Annotated in this window: 14 protein-coding genes; 11 read left to right on the top strand and 3 right to left on the bottom strand. The window is 54.6% G+C overall.

The genetic code is table 11. The features are described 5' to 3' along the window. Window positions 1–99 precede the first annotated feature (99 nt). Window positions 100–1,113, top strand: a complete 1,014-nt coding sequence (locus tag BLU89_RS10035; protein WP_074736700.1) for an NAD-dependent epimerase/dehydratase family protein — start codon at window positions 100–102, stop codon at window positions 1,111–1,113. Between the two features lie 83 nt (window positions 1,114–1,196). Here the strand turns inward: BLU89_RS10035 and BLU89_RS10030 are convergent, their stop codons facing one another. Together BLU89_RS10030 and BLU89_RS10025 are read right to left on the bottom strand one after the other, a co-directional pair. Beyond that, a complete protein-coding gene (locus BLU89_RS10030) occupies window positions 1,197–2,279 on the bottom strand; it encodes a DegT/DnrJ/EryC1/StrS family aminotransferase (RefSeq protein WP_074736699.1) in 1,083 nt (360 codons plus the stop codon). Window positions 2,280–2,521: 242 nt separating this feature from the next. Then, a complete protein-coding gene (locus BLU89_RS10025) occupies window positions 2,522–3,475 on the bottom strand; it encodes a Gfo/Idh/MocA family protein (protein WP_074736698.1) in 954 nt (317 codons plus the stop codon). Window positions 3,476–3,550: 75 nt separating this feature from the next. Between BLU89_RS10025 and BLU89_RS10020 the strand changes: the two genes are divergently transcribed. The 5 genes from BLU89_RS10020 to BLU89_RS10000 all read left to right on the top strand — a co-directional run bounded on the left by BLU89_RS10020 (window position 3,551) and on the right by BLU89_RS10000 (window position 11,412). Continuing rightward, window positions 3,551–5,155: a glycosyltransferase family 4 protein gene (locus BLU89_RS10020; RefSeq protein WP_143030555.1), complete on the top strand. Its 1,605-nt coding sequence runs from the start codon at window positions 3,551–3,553 to the stop codon at window positions 5,153–5,155. Window positions 5,156–5,335: 180 nt separating this feature from the next. Continuing rightward, entirely contained in the window at window positions 5,336–6,667 is a 1,332-nt protein-coding gene (locus tag BLU89_RS10015) for a nucleotide sugar dehydrogenase (protein ID WP_074736810.1), read from the top strand. A gap of 121 nt (window positions 6,668–6,788) precedes the next feature. Beyond that, entirely contained in the window at window positions 6,789–8,123 is a 1,335-nt protein-coding gene (locus BLU89_RS10010) for an FAD-dependent oxidoreductase (protein ID WP_074736696.1), read from the top strand. Window positions 8,124–8,407: 284 nt separating this feature from the next. Next, on the top strand, window positions 8,408–10,105 hold the full coding sequence (locus BLU89_RS10005; protein WP_245709741.1) for a type I secretion system permease/ATPase: 1,698 nt from the start codon (window positions 8,408–8,410) through the stop codon (window positions 10,103–10,105). Then, entirely contained in the window at window positions 10,105–11,412 is a 1,308-nt protein-coding gene (locus BLU89_RS10000) for an HlyD family type I secretion periplasmic adaptor subunit (RefSeq protein ID WP_074736695.1), read from the top strand. The genes BLU89_RS10005 and BLU89_RS10000 overlap by 1 nt, the downstream gene beginning before the upstream one ends. Window positions 11,413–11,432: 20 nt before the next feature. On the opposite strand, the gene BLU89_RS09995 is transcribed toward BLU89_RS10000, so the two are convergent. Next, window positions 11,433–13,478 carry a dockerin type I domain-containing protein gene (locus tag BLU89_RS09995; protein WP_074736694.1) on the bottom strand — a complete coding sequence of 682 codons (2,046 nt, stop codon included), beginning with the start codon at window positions 13,476–13,478 and terminating at the stop codon, window positions 11,433–11,435. 223 nt (window positions 13,479–13,701) lie between these two features. Here BLU89_RS09995 and BLU89_RS09990 point away from each other — a divergent pair, with 223 nt between their 5' ends. The 5 genes from BLU89_RS09990 to BLU89_RS09970 all read left to right on the top strand — a co-directional run bounded on the left by BLU89_RS09990 (window position 13,702) and on the right by BLU89_RS09970 (window position 23,174). Next, the gene (locus BLU89_RS09990) at window positions 13,702–17,553 is read left to right on the top strand and encodes a beta strand repeat-containing protein (protein ID WP_074736693.1); all 3,852 of its coding nucleotides are present in this window, start codon (window positions 13,702–13,704) and stop codon (window positions 17,551–17,553) included. A gap of 64 nt (window positions 17,554–17,617) precedes the next feature. Then, window positions 17,618–18,424: a SapC family protein gene (locus tag BLU89_RS09985; protein ID WP_074736692.1), complete on the top strand. Its 807-nt coding sequence runs from the start codon at window positions 17,618–17,620 to the stop codon at window positions 18,422–18,424. After that, complete coding sequence (locus BLU89_RS09980) at window positions 18,411–19,751, top strand: TolC family protein (protein WP_074736691.1); 1,341 nt, start codon at window positions 18,411–18,413, stop codon at window positions 19,749–19,751. Before BLU89_RS09985 ends, BLU89_RS09980 begins: the two co-directional genes overlap by 14 nt. Then, window positions 19,748–21,880 carry a type I secretion system permease/ATPase gene (locus BLU89_RS09975; protein WP_074736690.1) on the top strand — a complete coding sequence of 711 codons (2,133 nt, stop codon included), beginning with the start codon at window positions 19,748–19,750 and terminating at the stop codon, window positions 21,878–21,880. Before BLU89_RS09980 ends, BLU89_RS09975 begins: the two co-directional genes overlap by 4 nt. After that, window positions 21,864–23,174, top strand: coding sequence for an HlyD family type I secretion periplasmic adaptor subunit (locus BLU89_RS09970; protein WP_074736689.1), 1,311 nt, complete (start codon window positions 21,864–21,866; stop codon window positions 23,172–23,174). Before BLU89_RS09975 ends, BLU89_RS09970 begins: the two co-directional genes overlap by 17 nt. Window positions 23,175–23,472: the final 298 nt, after the last annotated feature.

Here is a 23,472-nt window from a genome sequence, read left to right as displayed (position 1 = left end):
AGCACGACGGACAAATGACCGCTTGAGCCATGGAGCTGTAGGCGTCATATGTCCCCTGAGACGCACGTGCAAAGCCCGGACACACAAGGATACTGCCTCATGCAAAAGGTTCTGATCACAGGCACCGCCGGATTTATCGGTTTTCACCTTGCCAATCTTTTGCTCGCCAACGGCAATCGGGTTCACGGCTACGATGGCATGACTGATTACTACGATGTCAGCCTCAAGCAGAGCCGTCATGCTTTGTTGCTGGAAAATCCGAACTTTTCCTGTGATGAAGGAATGCTGGAAGACACAGCCAAGTTTGATCCGATGGCTGACGCTTTTGAACCGGATGTGATCATTCACCTCGCGGCACAGGCAGGCGTCCGCTACAGCTTGGAAAACCCACGCGCGTATGTTGAAAGCAATGTAGTTGGGACATTCAACGTGATGGAGGCAGCCCGGCGGCACAAAGTGCGGCACCTGCTGATGGCATCCACCTCGTCGATCTACGGAGCAAATCCCGATATGCCCTTCGACGAATGTGAGAAGGCGGATCATCAACTCACCATGTACGCCGCGACCAAAAAGGCAAACGAGGCCATGGGGCATTCCTATGCGCACCTCTGGAATCTGCCAACAACCATGTTCCGATTCTTCACGGTCTATGGCCCGTGGGGGCGACCAGACCTTGCGTTCTTCAAGTTCACAGATGCAATCCTCGAAGACCGCCCGATTGATATCTACAACCACGGCGACATGTATCGCGACTTCACCTATGTGGATGATCTAGTGCGGGCAATTTCCCTTTTGATCGACGTCGCCCCGGTTCGCCCGGAGACCCCTGATGACATCACCGAGGGTGACAGTTTAAGCCCTGTTGCGCCGTATCGCATTGTGAACATAGGTAATTCGGACAAGGTACGTCTGTTGGATTTCATCGACGCAATCGAAGAGAGCCTCGGCAAACCTGCCATCCGGAACTATATGGAGATGCAGTTGGGTGACGTGCCTGCAACTTGGGCCAATGCTGATTTGCTGCACCGTCTGACCGGCTACCGCCCCAAGACCGATATCAAGGACGGCATTCAGGCCTTTGTAGACTGGTATCGCACCTATTATGGAAAATAAGGTGCAACGAGATGTGTGCCGCCGCAGATAGATTGACGCACTGTCCGCGATCGGGCTTGAAGATATTCAGGTGAGCGGAAAGATCAGATGGCCTGTTTCAGGGCAGCGATGATCTGTTCTTGTGTGGATTGCTGCAGATACGGGTGCATTGGCAAGCTGATCACACTCGCCGCTGCCTGATCCCCAACGGGCAGATCAGCATTCGGGTCGGCGACGGCAGGCTGCTTGTTCAGAGGCAGTGGATAGTGCACCGCAGTCGGAATGCCGGCATCTTTGAGCCTGCTCTGTACGTCCTCGCGCCTGTCAACGCGGATCGTGTATTGCGCCCAAGCGCTGGTGGCCCCATCCATCAGATTTGGCGCCGCCAGATTGGTTTCTTTCAGCAAGGCATTGTACTGGTTCGCTACTGTGTTTCGCAGGGCCAGCTCATCCTCAAATATATCGAGCTTGCTCAGCAGAATAGCAGCCTGCAATGTGTCCAGACGGCTGTTCACTCCGACCCTGATGTGGTGATAACGCCGATCCTGCCCATGGCGGGCGATTTGACGAAGAATGACGCTAAGGTCTTCATCCGACGTGAAAATTGCGCCACCATCTCCATAGCAGCCCAGAGGTTTCGATGGGAAAAAGCTGGTGCATGAAATTGTTGACAAATTCCCCGACCGTTTTCCATGCAACGACCCCCCAAAGCTTTGCGCGGCATCTTCGATCACTGGAAGATCATGGTTAGAGGCGACCTCATTTATACGCGTTAAATCGGCGGGCTGACCATAAAGCGACACCGGAATAATTGCTTTTGTCCGGTCGGTGATTGCAGCGTTCAGCTTGTTAGGATCAAGATTGTAACTGCCCGGGTCAATATCGACATAAACTGGTTTAGCACCCAACACTCTGACAGCTTCGGCGGTCGCAATATAAGAAAATCCGGGGGTAATGACTTCATCGCCCGGACCTATTTCAAGTGCCATGAGGGCAATCTGCAATGCATCCGTTCCGTTGGCGCAGGTGATGCAATATTTGGCACCTGTGAACGCCGCCAGCTTTTCTTCCAGTTCGGCGACCTCGGGCCCCAGGATGTACTTTCCGTGTGCCAGCACCTTTGCAATGCGCGCATCGAGTTGATCTTTGATGCGCTTCTGCTGCTCCGCGAGGTCAATAAACTGCATTTCTCTTAAGATGCCCTATTCAATTCCGGAAACATCGAACGCGGTGTTCCACATTCGCATTCACTACATATTTTCAAACCGTTCGGTTAGCCTGTAACAATCAAACCTGTGCTCATTAGAAAGTAAATAGCGCAAGCGGCCGGGGCCGTTGATGAAAACAACACTTGATCACGGCCGCCCACCGCTGCCCGTTTAGCCAGAATGAGAGCGAAACTGCAAAACCGCACACGGGAAAATCACGATCATTGATCGGCGCCGGTTCTCAACTTGGGATGCTGCTCACCGCTGCTGGATTGAATCGGAGCGTTGCGGATATGGCTGACCATCTCAATCGCGGGGCGATTTTCGTTTAGACCAAACCCGTTTCCCTTGAGAATCTCCTCATAGCTTCGGGTGTGCAAGTCGGCAAAACCACCGGAAAATTCAATTTCTTCCCCATTGATGGTGATCGAGCGATATGTCCTGGCTCCGGTTTCTCGCGCCTCGGCCGGAACATCATTTACGTCCAGCGACAGGAACCAACGGCACCGTGCGTGCTCAAACTCAAGATAGCCTGCAGCTTTGGTCGGAGCATTCAGGTGAACATGATTTTCCTGAAGGTCCCCAAAAAGAAAGTGCAGCATATCGAAGAAATGCACACCAATATTAGTGGCGATCCCACCTGATTTGCGCACATCACCCTTCCAGCTTTCCAGATACCAACGTCCGCGGGAGGTAACATAGGTTAGATCAACTTCGTATTTGGTGTCGCTGGAGCTGTTTCGAATCTTTTCTCTCAAAGCAATGATCGAGGGGTGTACGCGCAGTTGCAGAATAGTGTTCACCTTCTGCCCTGTGGCCTGTTCGATCATCTCCAGACCATCGATGTCTTCGGGATTCAATACCAGCGGTTTTTCGCAGATTGCATCCGCGCCAGAGCGCAGGGCAAACCGCATGTGGCTGTCATGGAGATAGTTGGGCGAGCAAATCGAAACATAGTCGACCTTGCTGGTTTCACGGCGCCGCAGCATGTCCACGTAGCGGTCGAACCGTTCGAATTCAGTAAAAAAATGCGCATCCGGGAAGTGGCTGTCGATAATACCTACTGAGTCACTGGTATCCAGAGCCGCCAACAATGTGTTTCCGGTATCGGTAATCGCTTTCATATGTCGCGGCGCGATGTATCCAGCAGTACCTATCAATGCAAAGTTGTTCATGCGATGCGTCCCCAATGCTCAAATTGTGCTTCTGCGCATCCAAGAAATTTTACGGGAAGTCAATAGAAGAGGCCCTTGTCCATTGCTCCCAATCGCACTGGAAACCGAAATCAACCTCTGTTAGAGCGGTTCGGAATTGTTAAAGCTAGATTGGTCTTAGTACGGATGCCAGACAACCCCAGCAAATCTTCAAAAACCGTTTTCTGTCTAACCTACCACGAAATAACAGAGGATGCGCGGGTGCTCAAAGAGGCGCGCGCGCTTCATTCGGCGGGCCACAATGTTCACATCTTTTGTGACTGGCCGGGCGGGTTGCCGCAGGAAGATAGCATAGATGGTATCCGGGTCACCCGCTTTAACTGGCAATCGTCCGAGCACATATCAGAAGATACGTTAAAGCACTTCTTTTTTGTCAACCTAGTATCCAGTGAAGTTGAGCGACGCGTTGTACCCTACGTCGAAGCCGCATCACAACTGAATACGCTCAAATCTTGGTTCGGTGCATTTCTATCTGATGAAGAGATTCAAATGCTCGATCCAATGTACTACAAGAGCTATAGCAAGACCCACAGTGGCCGAGAAAGGCGTGCGCGAAAATTTGCACATAAACGATTGCTTTGGAAAATTGCCTTCAGATTTGGTTTTGGCAACGCCTCGAAAAAATTGAGTTCACTCCGCTCCAACACTCGAGAGGTCAGAGAGAGATTTCGCGATCTATATCAGCTGGATTCATTCGTGTTTGCTGAGAACCTTCGCAATCTGAATTTTGATGAAACCCCGGATGTCATTCATGCACATGATATCTACTGCCTCCCGGCGGGCGTGATTCTGGCAAAACAATTCGATGCTAAGCTTGTTTATGATGCACATGAGTACGAACCTGCGCGTGCGAAAAAGAACCCGTCTAATGGATCAAGCTTTGCAGAAGAACTAGAAGACGACTGCCTTTCGTTCGTTGACCAGATGATCACGGTCTCTCCTTCGATCGCAAATCTGTATTCCAATCGCTTCAAAAGCAAACCTGCACTCATTTTCAACGCTCCGGAGGTCGCCTCGGATTTTCTGGTGGATTACGAAGAACACTCCGAGGGAAATTTGTCTGTCCGCACAAACGCGGGTCTCTCTGCAGACACGCCCATAGTGGTTTTCACCGGTGGGGTTCAAACTAAACATCGGGGTTTGGACAAAGTTCTTGAAGCTTTGGTGTTACTGCCAGACGTTTATTTTGTAGCATTGGGGCCAAGGCACAAACGGGACGACAAATGGTTGCTGGAAACGGCAGGCAACCTAGGTGTAGCTGATCGAGTCAAACTTCTTCCACCAATAGCGGCTGCCGATGTCCCGTTTGCTATCAGCTCAGCCAATGTTGCAGTCTGTCCAATTCAGGACGCTTCCCTGAGTTATAGATTCGCAATGCCGAATAAGCTCTTCGAAGCGGCATTTGCTGGATTGCCAATCTGCATATCCAACTTGCCAGATATGCGCGATTTCGTGGAAGGCCTTAGGTTGGGCAGAACTATGGACCAAACAGATCCGCAGTCAATTGCCAACGCATTGCAGGAAGCTCTTGACCACCCTGAACGCTTCACGCCCACTGCGGAAACCTATAATCGCCTTTGGCAAGATTATAGCTGGGAAGCTCAAATCAAGAAGCTTGAGATATTGTATGACGGTCTTTGAAGACAGAGCAAGGCCTCAACATATCAGAAGTCAATGAAGTTGCCAGATTCCCTCCAATCTTACTCAAATCGATACTCGCTATTGCCCTCTATTGCCAAGTGACTATTAGAGAGGGCAACTTGGCTATGCGATCAACTAATGGTCCGGATATCGACATTCAAACGGCAGGCGCTAATTCAAATGACTAATCATTCAAAAACACATTCCGCGTTAGACGAGTTGCTTCAAAAACTGTCAGAAAAGCGGGCGGTGATCGGGATTGTTGGACTGGGTTATGTTGGGCAGCCGCTCGCGCTGAGATATACGGAAATTGGCTACCGGGTCATTGGCTTCGACCTTGATGCTGAGAAGGTGCAAGAGCTGAACTCGGGCTATAGCTCGATCGAACATATAGACGATGCCCGTATTGCCGAAGCCGGGCGGAATGGTTTCGAAGCCACCACGGACTTTTCGCGTATAGCTGAGACAGATGGCATCATGTTGTGTGTTCCTACGCCACTCAACAAGTATCGCGAACCCGATCTGAGCTTTGTCACAGATACGTGTGACCAGATCGCAGACCATTTGCGCTCAGGACAGGTTGTGGCGTTAGAGAGCACAACTTATCCAGGCACGACCAAGGAAGAGGTATTGCCCCGCCTTGAACGGAATGGCCTAAAGGTTGGCGAGGATATCTTTGCTGTTTATTCCCCCGAGCGAGAAGACCCTGCCAATCCGGAATTCACAACAAATACCATCCCGAAGGTCGTCGGAGGACATACTGATGCCTGCCTGAAAGCAGGTATTGCGCTGTACGAACATGCGATCGACTCGCTTGTACCGGTCAGTTCCACCGAAACCGCCGAGATGACCAAACTTCTCGAGAACATCCACCGTGCGGTGAATATCGGCCTCGTGAACGAGATGAAGATTGTTGCTGACCGGATGGGAATCGATATTTTCGAGGTCATTGACGCTGCTGCTACCAAACCCTTCGGGTTTACACCCTATTATCCGGGGCCTGGTCTGGGCGGCCACTGCATTCCGATCGATCCGTTTTATCTGACCTGGAAGGCGCGCGAATACGGCATCAATACACGGTTCATTGAATTGGCAGGTGAGGTCAATACCGCCATGCCAGAGTATGTATTCGGCAAGCTTGCGACTTCACTTAACGAGAGATGCAAGGCGGTTCGCGGCAGCAAGATCATGGTGCTTGGTATCGCGTATAAAAAGAACGTTGATGACATGCGGGAAAGCCCTTCGGTCACTTTGATGGAGCTGATCCGGGATAATGGCGGTGAACTCTGCTATTCAGATCCACACGTGCCTGAGTTTCCCACGATGCGGGAGCATTTCTTTGAACTGTCGTCTGTAGCTCTGACACCGGAAGTTCTGGCCGAGCAGGATGCGGTTGTTCTGGCAACCAACCATGATGCTTTTGATTACGACCTGATCAAAAAACACGCCAAGCTTCTGATTGATACTCGTGGGAAGTACCGCACCTCAGAGAACCATATTGTTCGAGCATGATGTGCCAATAAAACAGGCTGGTTCACACGTCTGCCCTGTTCGTTAGGCTATGCGCTGAGTTGCGCGTGTTGGTACTGTTCTGTGCCGTACAATCTGTTCTAATTGAGTTGGAGGCAAACTCATGAATGGCAGATTCGAAGATACGGATGTTTTGGTCGTCGGTGGGGGATCTGCGGGTTTTGGGGCGGCCGTTGCTGCCGGTCGGCAAGGCCTGCGGGTGACTCTGTTAGAAGCCACAAACAAGGTCGGTGGCGTGATGGCGTTTTGCCCTGGAATGCCCTGGGGTGGGGCATACCCTGCAGATCAGATCATCGGCGGCATGATCGAAGAACTGACAAATCGGCTTCAATCGCTTGACCTTCCGGCCGCGGAAAAACGACCCTGTTCACTTGAGAACTTCGGGCCTGAGATCATCTATGATCATGACATTGCAACCTTGACTATGTTTGAGATGCTTGAAGAAGCAGGCGTGGGTGTCAGATTGAACACCATAGCCTTCGAGCCCCGGATGATGGGGCCCGAGATTCAGGATGTCAGGTGCTGTGACCAAAACGGGATGATCACGATCAAGCCTCGGGTTGTAATCGATTGCTCGGGCGATGGCGGCATCTCGGCAAAGGCGGGCGTGCCCTATTCGCTTGGTGACAGTGGCGGGAATATGATGGCAGTCACGATGTCCTTTCATATGATCGGCGTTGATTGGGACGCAGCCTTCGCCCAGCAAGATCCATATTTCCAATGCTATGCAACCAAAGGTATTGCCGAAGGCCGATTGCATCCGGATATTGCCAAGCTTTATCTGATGAAGGCCTTTCACAAAGGATCAGTTTTCTGCAATTCCGTCCATATTAGGGATGTCGACGGAACCAATCCAGATGCCATAAGCCGTGCAAACCTGGAAGGGCGTCGGCGGTGTCATCAATTGGCTCGATTCCTACGTTCCGACGTACCGGGATTCGAGAACGCATACATGGCCCAACTATCGCCCTCAGCGGGTGTACGTGAAACCAGAAAGCTGGAAGGGGTCTACCGTATCAAAGGCGCCGATCTTGTGCGGGGAACCAAGTTTGCAGATGGCATCGTAAGCTGTGATAATCCGGTCGACGACGTGATGCGCATGGATGCTGAGATGACGCATGATGCGGCGTTAAAAGCTGGGGATTATTACACCATTCCGTTCCGTGCGCTGATCCCTGAACACATCCCGAATTTGATGTTTGCCGGCCGCATATTGTCTGCTGACCCAGTCGCCTTTGCCTCGGCACGCGGTATGCCTCAATGCATGGCTATGGGACAAGCCACCGGTACAGCTGCGGCGCTCGCCCTGCGAGATGGCTGCGCGGTCCAGGCGGTCGATGTTGAAGAACTTATCGCCTCGTTGAAAGAACAGGGTGTCAACCGGCTTGGAGGTACGCCTCAACCAAAAGAAGTTACGGTATCCGCGCTGCGTCGTTAAGTTGAATGGTCTCTGACTGTTCATTCCGAGACTGATGGGTCTGACACTTCCGGTCGGCATTTTCCTGCCATTATCATCTACTCCGTGCTACAAACCTCGCCGAAACGGGCCGGTGCGAATGAAACGCGCGTTGTTACTGCCATATCACGCAGATATAGTCACGCCAGATGTCAAGCCACCTTCGGGTACAGGAAGAATGGCGTTTGACGAGTTCCACTTGTGAGCAATCAAGGGCCAAACGCGTGAGCTTGAAGAATCGGAATACCCCACCCCAGCGTCATGAGCTGCGAAAGGTGCAAAATCAGGGAAACAACTTCCTTGCTCTTGCCTTTCTGTTCAGCGTCTTCGTCAACCTCCTGATGCTGACAGGCCCCCTATTCATGTTGCAGGTCTATGATCGGGTGCTTGGATCACGTTCGGTCGAGACCTTGTCGGCGTTGTTCCTGCTTGTCGCGCTGCTCTATGCGCTTATGGCGATGCTGGACTATGCCCGTGGTCGGATCGTTGCGCGCTTTGGCGCTCGCTTTCAAACGTCACTGGATGAGCGTGTTTTCGATGGAACGATGCGTCGCGCATTGTTCCCGCAGGCCCGGTCAGCGCCTGCAACAGCCTTGCGCGATCTGGAATCGATCCGCTCCTTATGTGCTTCGCCTGTGTTGCTTGCGGTTATGGATATCCCCTGGACGCCGGTCTTTCTTGCGGCAATCTTTCTGTTTCATCCGTTGCTTGGCTGGCTCGCCATAGCTGGCGGAGCACTTCTGGTGGCAATAGCTTTGCTGAACCAGGCATTGACGCATCGCAAAGTGGCTGATGCGCAGGTTGCCTCAGCCAAGGCAAATGCGTTCTCCGAACATGCTCGGCAAGCGGCCGAAGTCGTCCGGTCTCAGGGTATGCAAGAGGATGTCTCAAAACGCTGGATGAGCCAGCGCACCGAGGCCTTGTCTCAGTCCATCTCCGCCAGCGACTGGACGGGTAGCTTCACTTCATTGACCAAGTCGTTACGGCTGTTCTTGCAGTCTGCGATGCTTGCCCTTGGGGCGTTGCTGGTTCTGCGCAACGAGATGACCCCCGGCGCTATGATTGCAGGTACGATCCTGTTGGGCCGCGCGTTGGCGCCAGTCGAAATGGCCGTTGGCCAATGGGCGATGATCGAACGTGCCCGCACGGCGTGGATCAGTTTGAACAAGTTTCTCGATTCTACACCGCCCGAAGAAACGCGCACCAAACTGCCGGTGCCCAAGGCACATCTTGTGGCAAAAGGCCTGACCGTGATCCCACCGGGTGCCAAAACTCCGACGCTACGCAATGCCGCGCTGGAACTGCAGCCAGGCAGAGCCCTTGGCGTTATTGGCAAAAGCGGTTCAGGTAAGACAACACTTGCCAAAGCCTTGCTGGGCCTGTGGTCTCCTGCTGCTGGTGAAATTCGCCTGGCTGGGGCGACGCTCGACCAATACGATCCCGACGACCTTGGACAGCATATCGGGTATCTGCCGCAACAGGTCACGCTGTTCAATGGAACCGTCGCAGAGAACATCGCCCGGATGTCACAGTCCCCGGATGCCGAAGCTGTAGTTGCTGCCGCAAAATCGGCCAACGCTCACGAGCTGATTCTGGGTCTTGAGAAAGGTTACGATACCTTTCTTGAAGGCAATGACAGTCAATTGTCGGGTGGGCAAAAACAGCGGATCGCATTGGCGCGCGCGCTTTACGGCAATCCGGTGTTGTTGATTCTGGACGAACCGAACTCGGCATTGGATGCAGACGGCACCCTCGCACTTAACAACGCGGTGCGAGAACTCAAGACTGCAGGAAAGTCCACGATCATCATGACTCACCGGCCTCAGGCGATTTCGGAATGTGATGATCTAGTGGTCGTCGAAAAAGGCCAGATCGTCAAATCCGGCGGGCGCGATGAGGTTCTGAACACAATGGTGCAAAACGCCAATGTCATCAAACGGCACCTGAACAAGGTGGGTGAATAATGCCAGACAAGAATTCACGTCCCGTCTGGAGCATCAAGGCTCCGGCTTTTGTTGGTCTGCTGGCTTTGGCAATCCTGATTTTGGGGCTGGGAGTATGGAGCGTCCGTACCGAACTGGCTGGTGCGATCATTTCTCAGGGTGTGATCGAGGTGCAGAGCAACCGGCAGGTGATCGAACACCCTGATGGAGGCGTTGTAGGCGAGATATTCGTGCGTGATGGGGATCCTGTCACGCGTGGAGATATGATGTTGAGGCTCGATGACACGTTTCTGGCCTCGGAAAAAACCATCGTGGACTCTCAATTGTTCGAGTTGCTTGCGCGAAAGGCCCGGTTAGAAGCTGAACGGGACGGCGACGATGCAGATGTGCTTGATCAAAACCTGCAAGAATTGAAACTCCGCGAATCGATTGGTGACGATCTGTTGGAAGGTCAACAACGCTTGTTCAATGCCAGGCTGGATACACTAAGCCAGCAGATCGATCAGTTGGGCAAACAGAAAACCCAGATCGAAAACGAAATTGAGGGTACTCAGGCGCAATTGGCGTCGCTGAACACTCAGGTCAAGCTGATCAGGACTGAGCTAGAAGATCAACAAGGACTACTGGAACGCGGTCTGACACAAGCCAGCCGCGTTTCGGCCCTGCAGAGGGAAGAGGCAAGCCTGACGGGACAGATCGGCAGCCTCGAATCAACGATCGCACGGCTGACGGGACAGATCGCGACAACGGAGATTCAGATTGTTGAGTTGCAGGCCACCCGGCGCGAAGAAGCCATCACCGAGCTTCGGGATGTACAGTCCCGCGCTGTTGAGTTGGCCGAGCGTCGCCTGTCACTGACCGAGCGGTTGTCGCGTCTCGATATTCGCGCTCCCGTGGCGGGCACTGTTTATGACAGTCAGGTTTTTGCAATCCAGTCGGTGATCCAGCCGGGTGAACCAATGATGTATGTTGTGCCGCAAGATACGCCTTTGCTGGTCGCTGCACGTGTTGACGCGCTGCATGTGGACCAACTGCATCGTGGTCAGGAGGTCGCCTTGCGCTTCCCTGCTTTCAACCAGCGCGACACGCCGGAACTCAACGGTCACGTGATCAATGTATCGGCGGATACCTTCACGGATGAAGCCAGTGGGTTTACCTTCTATCGGGCCGAAGTTGTGCCCGACGAAGGGCAACTAGAACGCCTGAATGGCCAGGAACTTTTGCCTGGTATGCCGGTCGAAGCGATGATCAAAACCGATGAGCGTACGCCATTGTCTTACCTGATCAAGCCGTTGGCCGATTATTTCTATCGCGCCTTCCGAGAGTGACACGGGCTGCGCGACCACCTTCAAACAGCCTCGATATTGCCAAGCAGGATCGAGCTCATGTCGACCTCAAGAGCTCCATCAATGACGGGAACCTCTGCTCCGGTTTCATAAACCACGTTGTTTCGTGAAATCGCGGACAGATCCGCGTCGCCATCCAGAAAGACCCATTCAGCATTATGCGAGGTGGATTGACCTACCGAAATCTGAAGAATCGCCAGTGCATCCAGCGCATTTATTGTTCCGTCTCGGGTGATGTCCGCCGCAATGAAGTTTTCGGCAGTTGCTGGACCGAATGTAGGGTCGAGGCCAACAGATATGCGCAGAACCTGCAAGGCATCCAGTGCGTTAATTTCATTGCTGGCTGTTGAATAGGATTTGACGATGTCCAACTGGCCGGGAAACGTCCCGTCGGGCAAATCCAGCTCAAATTCTCCCTGCGCGTTGGCCTGTGCCACCAATGCAGAACCCCCGTCAGGGGTGAACCGAATTTCGGCATTCCCCGCCGCTGCATTTGACGAGGCTGAGTTCAACGTAAATCTGCCTGAAACCCCATCCGAGGCGTTGTTGTCCGGCCCGCTGCCAAGATCAACAGGGATGTGGTCGGGCCCACTGAACCCCGCCCCGAACACCTGCGCGCTTGTCAGAGTGGTTCCGGCATCCGAGACAAGCTCGATCGTTTCGCCTCGATATGCGATTCGTGCCCCTTGGGCGGTCGACGTGAAATCCAACTGCGCTGGTGTTCGCAGAAATGGATAGTCAGTCAGATCAAGGCGGTCGGTACCAGCCTGAAAATCGGTGATCGTGGTCGGACCGCTGCTTTGACGGATCACATAAATATCTGCTCCGGAACCACCTGTCATGGTCGTGGCACTCGTGCCAGTGATCAGAATATCGTCCCCTGCCCCTCCGTTCAGGGTCGTGTCCAGTATCCCGCCGCTCAGCATGTCATCCTGCGCAGTGCCCGTTACAGTCCCATAGCCTTCGGCAACAAAGCCAAGATCCGCAATCGACACACTCAGCTGGGTGAGGCCAGCATCCTGTTGGGAGGCCGCAAATATCTGTAACTCATCACCAACGGGCGCAGCGCTGATCGTCTGCACATTCTGCAATCCGCTGTCCAGCGTATCTGCGAAACTGTCTATATGGATGAGTTGCCCGTCCGGGGTCATCGTGAACAGCGTGATCCCATCATCACCACCGCCCGCCACAACAAAGATCCTGCCATCGGCCTGAACGATTGAAAGGTCCTGCACCGATCCAAACCGGGTGTGAAGGGTATCCAGCACCTGATCCGTTGGCTTCAATTGGCCGTTGCTGCCCAGTTCCATGACACTCAGCGAGTTGCTGCCGGACCCGGCAACGACGACCCAGGATTTTCCATAGGCCTGAACCGTTTCGACCGCGGTTGGAGAGTTGATCCCCAGCATTTGGATGTCTTCGTTGCCCGCCACTGCTGAGAGCGCACCGGTACTTTGATCGACCGTATAAGTCGAAATCATGCTGCTCACAGCGTCTGCAGCGATGATAAAGTGATTCGACCCCGATTGCAGGGTTTCCAGCGTGCTTGTTGATGCTGTGATACTGGCTGCCGGGCTAAGCGACCCATCGCCGTTGATGCGGTAGGTTCCGATTTGGCCAGTGTCTTCATGCGCCAGTGCCAGCAGGTTGGTGGCGCCGAACGTCAGCTGAACCGCTGCATCAAGATCCCCTCCGCCTGCCAGTGCAGCGGATTCCTGTAACGCCCCGATGGTGCCGTCTGGGTTAAGGCTATATCCAACAAGGCCCGTGGCGGTATCGACATCAAGAACCAGCAGATCACTGCCTGCCAGATGAATCGGGGTTCCGCTTCGATCGACCTGATGAGCAATCGAAGCACCAAAGTACTGCTGATCCTGCTCCGTTGGGTTGCCGCTCTCCACAAGTCGCCAGGACACGATCCCGCCCCCCGGTCCGGTCGTGCTGTAGAGATACGTTTCTCCGTTAAACGTTTTTAAAGCCGTATCGCCGATACCTGAATCGAGCGCTGCGGTCCCCGTTGCCACCACTCTTTCGAACTGAAGCATCATCGCCCGTTACCCCCTGCCATCCCTGGCAATGAAAACAGGATGAAACGATGCCCAGACCGAAACCAGAGCAGGAATGTGGTGAAAACAAGGACTTCGGTTTCAGTTTAACTAAAATCTTTCCGGTCCGGCCGCATGGATAACCAGACCGCAATACGGATGAACAGATTCGGACCGGGAACAACGTGTCACCCAACTCCCAGTGTCCATCTAATGTGAGGGCAAAATGACCAAAGATACCGTTTCGACCAATAAATCGATCGCGGACGCCCAGCCCGATGCAGAACGCAATCGCCATATCCGCCAATGGATCGACAAAAAGCTTCAGCGATGGGTCGGTCGCAGTGTTGCAGGCGCGTTCGGTTCGACATTGATGGCGCTGCCCGCACTTGCGCAGGCCACTGACGAACAGCTCGCCAGCTATCAGTTTGCCGAGGCGATTCCAGGCGTCCGGTCAGCGACATTACTTCCGAATGGCGACGTGCAGTTGAAATTGGCGGACGGCCGGACGGTCGTTGTTGCAGCTGAGAACGTGGAAGTTCTGGAAAATGGCACGATCATGGTCGCGGATGAAGCCGTTGGAGAGATTGCCCAGTTCAGTGTGGCAGCAGAAGCTGCCGGAGCGACAGCTGCCGCAGGCGGTGTCGGCGGTTCGGGGCTGGCATTGGGTGGACTTGGTGTCGCCGGTGCGGCAGCCGCTGCCGGAGGGGGCGGCGGCGGGGGCGGTGGTGATGACGATGATGGCGATGAGCCCTCCGTTGCACCCGCCCCGCCGCGCCCGCCCAGTCTGAATTTAGCCGAGCTACAAGCAAATGCGCTCAACAATATCAGTAGCCAGACAACGTCACCGGAAGGAACAGCCGCGGTCGAGGTTACGATTGGATCGGTAACCAAAACCATTACTCCCGCAGGTGATGGAAGCTGGAGCATTTCGCTGACCCAGGTCGAGGCTGCCGGGTTGCCCCAAGGAATCTCAGATGTTTCGGTTCGCTATCTAGATGGCGAAGGGGTGGAACTGTCGGCAGAAACCGCTCGGTTTGACGTCGATACTGTGCCACCTGTATTGGCAATCACTGATTTCTCGGCCGGTGCGGTGATGAATGCCGCAGAACAAGGGGTGGATCTCGACGTTACGGGCACCACGGATGCGGAAAATGGGCAAACCGTCACTGTAACACTTGGTGGGCAGACGTATACCGGCTCGGTCTCGGGTGGCGGTTGGAGCGTTACTGTGCCAGCAGCGGACCTCGCCGCGTTGCCAGATGGTACGAGCATACCGGTGGCGGCGGATGTGGCGGATCGCGCAGGCAATCCAGCCACTCAGGCAAGCGGTAGCTTCGACACTGATCTCGACGCGCCTGACCTTACGCTGAATCCAGTGGGCGGTGGATCCATTAATCTGGCCGACGTCGTTGGCGACCTTATTTTGACTGGTACAACTACGGCCGAAGATGGTGAGATGGTCACCGTGTATTTCGAGAACCGGGAATACTCGGGCTCCGCAATGGGCGGCGGTTGGTCGGTGACCATCCCGAATGCCGATCTGGCGGGTTTGACAACCGGAGTTCCTGCATCCGTTGCGGTTTCTGTCAGTGATGCAGCGGGCAATCCAGCTACTCCGATTTCGATCACCGTTGCGGTCGATTTGACAGGTCCATCAATCGCGATCACGCCTTTGTCAGTGGGTGCCAGCCTGAATGCCGTAGAAACCGGTTCGGACCTGACTGTCGATGGTACGACAGGAAACGTAACTGATGGGCAGCAGGTAACTGTAACGCTGGGTGGGCAAACCTATACTGGCACCGTATCAGGTGGTAATTGGAGTGTGACAGTTCCAACCGCAGATCTTGTGGCGCTGGCTGACGGCGGTGATTTCAACGTTACTGCGGATGTTTCTGATGCCGATGGCCTCATGGCTCCCCAGGCCAGTGTTGGCCTGTCCAAGGACGTTACCACCCCTACGCTGAACATTGACGGCTTCTCTGACGGCGCAGTTATGAATGCGTCAGAACGCGGCAATGACCTGACCATATCTGGAACTACAACAGCAGAGGATGGGCAAATCGTTACCGTATCCCTGAATGGTCAAACCTATACGGGTGCGACCTCGGGTGGCGCATGGGCGGTGACTGTCCCTGCAACGGATCTGGTAGCACTACCCGATGGGTCAACGATTACGGCAACCGCAGATATCTCTGACGCGGCAGGCAATCCGGCTATACAAGCGTCCAGCAGTTTCGATACGGATTTCACGGCGCCCACACTAACGATTTCATCTCTATCCGATGGAGCGGTGGTAAACGCGGCCGAGCAAGCAACAGATTTGATCGTATCGGGGACATCGGACGCGGCAAATGGTACACAGGTCTCGGTACAGATTGTGCAATCCGGCGGCGCGGTGTTGGTCGGCGGAACCGCAACCGTCAGCGGTGGCGTCTGGACCTATACAGCTACCGCCGCCGATTTGAGCGGACTGCAGGACGCAGAAACATATGATGTAAACGCTTCAATTGCAGATGTGGCAGGTAACAATAACAGTGCCACCACTAGCTTCAGTACCGATCTCAGTGCACCTACTGTCACCTTAAATCCGCTGACGGTTGGCCCAGTTCTGGATGTCGTAGAGCGAAATACTGATCTCAGTGTGTCGGGAACAACCACTGCTGAGGACGGGCAGACCGTTACAGTCAGTTTCAATGGTCAGAACTATACCGCCATGGTTTCTGGCGGCCTTTGGAGTACAAGCATTCCTTCGATTGACCTGATCGGGTTGGGCGATGGTGGTAGTTTTCCGATTACAGCGTCGGCCCAGGATGCGGCAGGAAACCCTGCGCCCAACGCTTCCACAACATTGACAACAGACTTTCAGCCGATCCTGAACATCAACAAACTGGGAACTGACGATGCGGTGTCGCTCAGCAATGCGCAAAGCAGCGGGTTGACGATAACAGGCAGCTCTGCCGGATTGGCGATGGGTCAGGCCGTGGATGTAACACTGAACTCTGTCTCGCTTGGGAGCGCTACTGTGACGGTGGATGGCAGTTGGAGCCTGTCCGTTCCCGCATCAAGCTTTGCCGCTGTCGAGGCCGGAGATACCCTCGATTTCGAAGCACAGGCGACAGTCTCGGGCGGCCCTGATCCTGTTCCAGTGTCCGAAGAGGTTACTACTCATGTGCCTGCGGCCTACGTCATCACAGAAGCCGGGCGCAGCGGAACGACTGTGACCTTCGAGATCTATGCAGACACGGATCGCGATATCTCAAGCGGATTGGCATTTACCGCTGAATTGGGGTTCGATCCATCAGTCGCGACCTACGACATTGGTTCCGAGACAGAGAACTCTGATTTTGATCTCTTTCTGGCCAATCCGAGTGGCGGTTCAGCCATCAGCTTTTCGGGTGCCGCCATCAGTTATGGGGATTTGTCGCAGCCTGTCGTTGCATTCACGATGACGATCGAGGACGCGGCTCAGCCTATCGTCTTGACGCTGACCACGTCCGACGGCGGGCCGTCACAGTTCCATCTTGGCACCAGCGGCGCGGATAGTCTGACGGGATCAAACGTCGATGACGTGATCCGCGGCGGCGATGGTGACGACACCATCGATTTGTCCGGTGCTGGTCGCGATGTTGTGGTTTTTGAGGCTGATCCCTCCGCAAACGGCGTTGACAGTATCAATGGTTTCTCATTGGGCCCAGCAACCGACATTGCAGACGCGTTGATGTTCCAGGGGCTGGACCCGGCATCATTGCGTGGCGACGGCACCGACGTGGAATCCCTGACCACGGGAGGCAGCATCGGTAGCAACACTGGCTTCGTCGGTCTGGAAACCGCTCTTGCAGACCTCAACCCAGATACCATCGCAAGTGCTGCCGCAAGCCTGAATGGCGCACAGGCAGGGGATGAAGTGTTTCTTCTTGCCACCGATGGCACGGACAGCATTCTGGTCAAGGTCGATTACTCGAATGCAAGCACTGCTACGATAGAGACACTCGCACAGTTCGAAGGGCTTTCCGATCTAAGTGATCTGACTTCAGACAACATCCTGATGACCGACCCAACCGGCGCCTCCGCCTGAATGGCAAGCGCAGCCTTTGGCGATCCGGCGATCACGGGCCGCCACTCCAGAACAAGAGGAACAAATGGCAGAGAACGGCCTTTTCCCAGTCAGCCTCGATCGGCACAGCAATCGATATTGGCGTCGCTTCACCTCCTATTGCTTTGCGGAGGAAATTGATGCCTGCCCGGTTGTCATCTCCGAGATTCCACAGATTGCAACATCATTTCCGATTGTATTCCGCTTGATCAAGGAGAGTTTCGTACCCGTCGCTCTATTCTCGATCATTCCCGATACCGTTTCCCCCTTCGTATGCCAGAGCGGGCGTTGGCTTGCGCCTTACGTGCCCTCGGCGTTGCGTTGCTTTCCATTTCAAGCGGAAACTGCTTGCGAAAGCGGCGCCCGGTCGCGTCTGCTTGTAAACGAAAGTTCGGGCCTGGTTACACGTGATCCTCAGGACAATCCGTTTTTCACCAAGGATGGTCAGTTGTCACAAAACCTGAGTGATGTGCTGCACTTTTTTCAAAACCGTCAGGTAGCCGCAATCGAGACGGACCGTCAGTGTTCGATAATCGCTGCAATGGATCTATTCGAGCCACTACAACAGCACGAAGAGACTACGTTACCACAAGGGTATTGGGGTATTGATGCACAACGACTGGAGCACTTGCCAGACGCCTACAACCTGACTTTGCTCGCCAGCGGGACCTTGCGGCTGATTCATGCCCATCAGGTTTCGCTGTCCCATTGCGCCTGGCTGTTGCGCGCGCAGGAAAGGGGTGCCTTTCAGGACGCAGAGCCATGTCGCAAATTGGACGGCTTCATTGCCGCGATAGCCGAAGACGTATACCAAGGTCAGGCGCGTCAGGAGGTGATCCATGCAATGGGTTAAGCGCGCAATCAGGGCTTTGAGTTTGTTGGGAGTGCTGTCGATCTCAGCCTGCGCGCCCACACCGGATCTGTCCATTGTCGAAACATCATTTTCGAACGGAACCACAGGAGCAGGCGCAATTGAACCGTCGAGCAGTCTGACCAAAAGTACTTTTGGTCAGCGTGTACGGTCAGCAGTACAGAGCAGCCCGACTGTGGCACGCAGCAATTCGGGAATGGGTATCGCGCAAGCAAACCGAAATGCTGCAAGCGGCGCGTTTCTGCCCCAAGTTTCGCTGGGTCTGAACGCACGATCCCATCGGACGGGTTCCAATGACGGAGATGTGTCACCCTATCTGCGTGTTTCGCAATTGGTCTATGATGGCGGCGCAGCGGCGAATGATTTGGCCGCCGCTCGCGCTCGTGTTCTGGAAAGTCGGGGCGATCAACTACAGGCCGCAGCCGCCACGGCTTTGGCAGCTATTGAAACCTACGTTATGGTTTTGGATCGGCGAGAGTTGCTGGGAATCACTCGCAAGAATGTCCAGGTTCACGAGGGTATCGAGCGGCAGATCACCGACCGGGTGTCAGGCGGGCTTGGATCCAATGCAGACGTCTTGACGGCGCAATCCAGAGTGGCGGACGCGCGGACCCGATTTGCGGATGCACAGGCGCGGGTAGATCGGGCTGAAGCACGGTTCCGAGAGGTTTTTGGGGCAGCTCCGGGCAGGTTGCCACCTGCAATTCCGGCTCCGGATCTTAAACGAAGCGACTCGCAGATCGTGTTGGATAGTCCACAGATACGGCGTGCAGATGCCACTGTGATCGCCGCACGTGCGGATTGGGCAGCTGCCCAGGCCCGTCGCCAACCAGATGTTCGCGTTGCCGCATTTGCAGATCAGGATGATTTTGATGATGCAGATGTTGGGGTCGATTTGTCCGTAAACTATGAACTAGACAGCACGGGCCGGCGTCGTGCCGCGATTGCGGCTGCCGCTGCACAGGTCGAACGGGCTGAGGCAGATCGGGAGGTTCTGATCCGTGAAATCGGTCGTGAACTGGGTTTCATCCGCTCTGATCAGAAGGCAGGGGCACTGCGCCTACGTGAAGCACGGATAGCGACGCAGGCCAATGCCGAAAGCGTCGCTGCAGCGCGGGCTCAATTCTCCATCGGTCGTCGCAGCCTGATCGAAATTCTGGATGCGCAACAGGATTACGTAAATGCTCAGGAACGGCTGATACTCGCAGAGCAAAGCTATTTTCTGACCAACTATGCTGCCCTCAGCCTGACCGGGGACATTCTGGATTTGTTGGGAGTAACGTTGATCGCGTGGGACGGATCACTATGAAGAAAAGCCGCACTTCACTGACCGAACTGGAAGCTTGCATGTTGAATGTCGCTTCCACGCTGGAACGCCCACTGACCGTGGCGGCACTGAATGCTGCTTTGTCTGGTGATACGGGTGATCTGACTGTGCGCGATGCGATGGCGGCCGCTCAGCAGGCGGGCCTGCAGGTCGGGTTTGGTGCACAACGTCTTGAGGCCTTTGATTCTGCACTGGCGCCGGCGATCTTGTTGTTGGAAGGGGATCGAGCCGTTGTGTTTCACGGGCGATCGCAAAGTGGCGATCTGCTGCTATATGACCCGGCTTTGGATGACGGTCTTGGCGTAGTGCCCGAAACCAGTTTAATCGAAGTCTACACAGGCTACGCTCTGTTATTTCGACGTATGCACAATGAGGAGGCGCGTCAACAAGAAGTAGGTCAAAGCGGCCATTGGTTCTGGTCCGCTCTGTCCGCGAATCGCTGGTCTTATGCCCAAGTGGCATTGGCCGCGGCGATGGCAAATGTCCTGGGACTTTCGACCTCAGTGTTCATCATGATCGTCTATGATCGGATTTTGCCCAACGAAGCGACCGAATCCCTTATCGCCTTGACCATAGGTGTGTGCCTGGCGCTGGTTTTTGACTTCGCGCTAAAGCTCCTACGTGCTGGGTTCATTGATCGTGCCGGTCAGAACGCTGATATGATTATGGGCCGCCGCGTTTTTGATCAGGTGCTGAACATTCGCATGACATCCCGCACCGGCTCTACCGGTGCGATGGTCAGCACGGTGCGTGAATTCGAAACCTTGCGCGAGTTCTTCACATCCGCCACACTTGTCACCGTTGTAGATTTGCCATTCATTGCGGTGTTTATTCTCACGATCCACATGGTGGGCGGTTCGCTGGCGCTTGTTCCGGCGCTCGCGGTGCCCATCGTTTTGCTGAGCGGGCTTGCGGTGCAACCGATCTTGTCACGCCTTGCAGATAAGAGCTTTGCCGACGGACAATCCAAACAATCGGTACTGGTTGAGGCAGTAACAGGCCTGGAGACCATCAAGACGACCGCCGCCGGGCGCCAGATGAGAACCCGATGGGAGGGCGCCATGAAACGCCAATCGAACCACGGGGCGCGCAGTCGGGCCGTCACACAGTTCGCCCTGAATCTGACAGGTTTTACGCAGCAAGCCGCGCAAATTCTTGTTGTGTTTTATGGCGTATTCCTGATCACGGACGGTCAAACAAGCATGGGTGCGCTTGTGGCGTCCGTGATGTTGACGGGGCGTGCTCTGGCACCGCTCGGGCAACTGGCGCAGACGTTGACGCGCGTCAATCAGGCCCGCAGCGCGTTTCGTAATCTCGATGCTCTGATGAAGGCTGATAATGAGCGGCCCGAGGGTCGATCATGGATCAGCCGGTCCGAGTTTTCCGGACGCGTTACATTCAACAATGTTCATTTTGCCTATCCCGATCAATCCGACGACACTTTGAATGGCGTTTCATTTGTCATTGAGCCTGGTGAAAAAGTGGCCATTCTCGGCCAAATCGGATCGGGTAAAAGCACAATCGCGCGACTGTTGCTGGGCCTTTACCAACCGCGTGTCGGATCGGTGATGCTGGACGGACTGGACATTCGTCAGATCGATCCAGGCGACCTGCGACGCAACATTGGCTCGGTTTTACAGGATGTTTGGCTGTTCTCTGGTACCGTCCGCGACAATATTTCCAGCGGCTCTGTCCGCCCACGCGATGACGACTTGATCCGCGCCGGGCGCATCGCCGGGGTCGAAGACTTCATTGCGCGGCACCCACGCGGATATGATCAGCAATTGGCCGAACGCGGAGAGGGGCTGTCTGGCGGTCAGCGGCAGGCCATTGCACTGGCTCGGGCGTTGATCGGTCGTCCTCCGGTGTTGCTGCTGGATGAGCCGACAAGTGCGATGGACGTCAAATCCGAAGCCGAGGTTATTGGGCGCCTGAAAGAGGCCACACCCGACACGACGATGGTGATCGTCACGCATCGGACCAGTCTGTTGGAGCTTGTTGATCGGGTCATAGTGATCGAGGATGGCAAAGTTGCCATGGACGGCGCCAAAAGCATCCTGACACAGCATGTTCGGAACACCGGGAGGCACCTGAATGTCGCGGCATCCTGATCTGGAACACCTTGCGCGCGAGTTGCGCGGGCAGGCCCCGCTAAGGGGCTCCCTATTGCTTCTGCTGATCCTAGGTTGTCTGACCAGCGCTGTGGTCTGGGCCCATTTCACCGAATTGGACGATGTCGTAAAGGCGGATGGTCGTATTGTTCCATCCGGCGATATCCAGGTGATAGAAGCCACCGAGCCGGGTGTGTTGCAGTCTCTGCATGTGCACGAAGGACTGGTGGTTGAGGCGGAAACTTTGCTTATGGAACTCGACACCAACCAGATCGAAAGAGAGTTGAGTCAGGAGCAGCAACGCGCCTTCGGATTGATGGCTCGCGCCCAACGGTTGCAGGCCGAAATCGATGGAACTGATCTTGCGTTTGACGAAGCCCTGCTGACGGGCGCTCCGGATGTGGTTCGGTCAGAAACCGCGCTCTACCACGGACGGCAAGCGGAACTCGCAGCCGAGATCACAATTCTAATCAGACAACGCGAACAGCGGCAACGCGAATACGAAGAAGGTCTGGTTGATCAAGTCACGACAGCAGAGACACTAGATGTATTGGCTGAAGAACGCGCAATGATGGTGCCTTTGGTTGAACAAAGGATGGAGCCCGCAACAACCCTGCTGGCCCTACGCCGTAGCGAAGCTGAATGGAAAGGCCGTAAAGTGCGGGCCGAAGCGGTAATCAGCCGATTGAAGGTTGGACTTGATGAAGTAGATGACAAGGTTCGCGCCACGCGCAGCCGGTTCCGCAGCGCCGCACTAACAGATCTGGCATTGGTTTCAGCAGAACTGGCGGCGTTGCAACCTGCCCTTCCCTCTTTGCGTGACCGCGCAGCCCGCGCACAAATCCGTGCGCCTGTTCGGGGTATCGTAAACCGGATTCACCGGACAACAATTGGTGGGATGGCCCGAAGCGGCGAAGAATTGATCGAAATCGTGCCTTTGGATGACCGCTTACTGGTTGAAGCTTACGTTCGCCCCAAGGACATTGCATTCCTGCACGCTGGGCAAAAGGTCAAAATCAAAATTACAGCCTATGACTTTTCGCGATACGGTAGCCTGGATGGTGATATTGTGCGAATTGGCGCTGACACTATCACCCGTACTGAGCGGAGCGAAGAAGAAGTCTTTGTAGTCGAGATTCAGACATCAGACACCATGCTGGATGCAGGCGGTGCCGCCGTTGAGATCATCCCCGGGATGATTGCTGAAGTCGACATCTTATCAGGGCGAAAATCAGTGCTGGACTACCTGATCCAACCCGTTCTCAAGATCAAAGAACAAGCTTTGCGCGACTGATATTTGGAGCAACATGATAGACCTCACATCATACGCTTCCATTCATGCAGTCTTTTTCTGTAACTCTGCGGTTTTGAATCCAAGATTGGATAGGGTTGTCAATTGCTGAGGGTTGAGTCGTATTTTCTGAAATCAGCTGTGCAGCTGTGTGCAACCAGCTCCGACATCAGGTTGCAACTGATCTGAGCGTCGACACAATGCACAGATCCCCAGCACCGAACCTTCGGTCGGTTTTGTGCGATGTGGTTGCCCGGTATTGGCTGTGATGAGCCCGATATCCTCGGTTACTCAAACCCCT

The sequence above is a fragment of the Ruegeria halocynthiae genome (genome assembly GCF_900106805.1).
In the GTDB taxonomy this organism is placed as follows: domain Bacteria; phylum Pseudomonadota; class Alphaproteobacteria; order Rhodobacterales; family Rhodobacteraceae; genus Ruegeria; species Ruegeria halocynthiae.
The sequence above is the reverse complement of the archived record's forward strand: the minus strand, read 5'-3'. Positions and strand labels throughout refer to the sequence as shown.

What these genes read in the sequence shown, in the direction of transcription:
- BLU89_RS10035 (WP_074736700.1), top strand. Translation starts at nt 100, where the DNA reads ATGCAAAAGGTTCTGATCACAGGCACCGCCGGATTTATCGGTTTTCAC.
- BLU89_RS10030 (WP_074736699.1), bottom strand. Translation starts at nt 2,279, where the DNA reads ATGCAGTTTATTGACCTCGCGGAGCAGCAGAAGCGCATCAAAGATCAA.
- BLU89_RS10025 (WP_074736698.1), bottom strand. Translation starts at nt 3,475, where the DNA reads ATGAACAACTTTGCATTGATAGGTACTGCTGGATACATCGCGCCGCGA.
- BLU89_RS10015 (WP_074736810.1), top strand. Translation starts at nt 5,336, where the DNA reads ATGACTAATCATTCAAAAACACATTCCGCGTTAGACGAGTTGCTTCAA.
- BLU89_RS10010 (WP_074736696.1), top strand. Translation starts at nt 6,789, where the DNA reads ATGAATGGCAGATTCGAAGATACGGATGTTTTGGTCGTCGGTGGGGGA.
- BLU89_RS10000 (WP_074736695.1), top strand. Translation starts at nt 10,105, where the DNA reads ATGCCAGACAAGAATTCACGTCCCGTCTGGAGCATCAAGGCTCCGGCT.
- BLU89_RS09995 (WP_074736694.1), bottom strand. Translation starts at nt 13,478, where the DNA reads ATGATGCTTCAGTTCGAAAGAGTGGTGGCAACGGGGACCGCAGCGCTC.
- BLU89_RS09990 (WP_074736693.1), top strand. Translation starts at nt 13,702, where the DNA reads ATGACCAAAGATACCGTTTCGACCAATAAATCGATCGCGGACGCCCAG.
- BLU89_RS09985 (WP_074736692.1), top strand. Translation starts at nt 17,618, where the DNA reads ATGGCAGAGAACGGCCTTTTCCCAGTCAGCCTCGATCGGCACAGCAAT.
- BLU89_RS09980 (WP_074736691.1), top strand. Translation starts at nt 18,411, where the DNA reads ATGCAATGGGTTAAGCGCGCAATCAGGGCTTTGAGTTTGTTGGGAGTG.
- BLU89_RS09975 (WP_074736690.1), top strand. Translation starts at nt 19,748, where the DNA reads ATGAAGAAAAGCCGCACTTCACTGACCGAACTGGAAGCTTGCATGTTG.
- BLU89_RS09970 (WP_074736689.1), top strand. Translation starts at nt 21,864, where the DNA reads ATGTCGCGGCATCCTGATCTGGAACACCTTGCGCGCGAGTTGCGCGGG.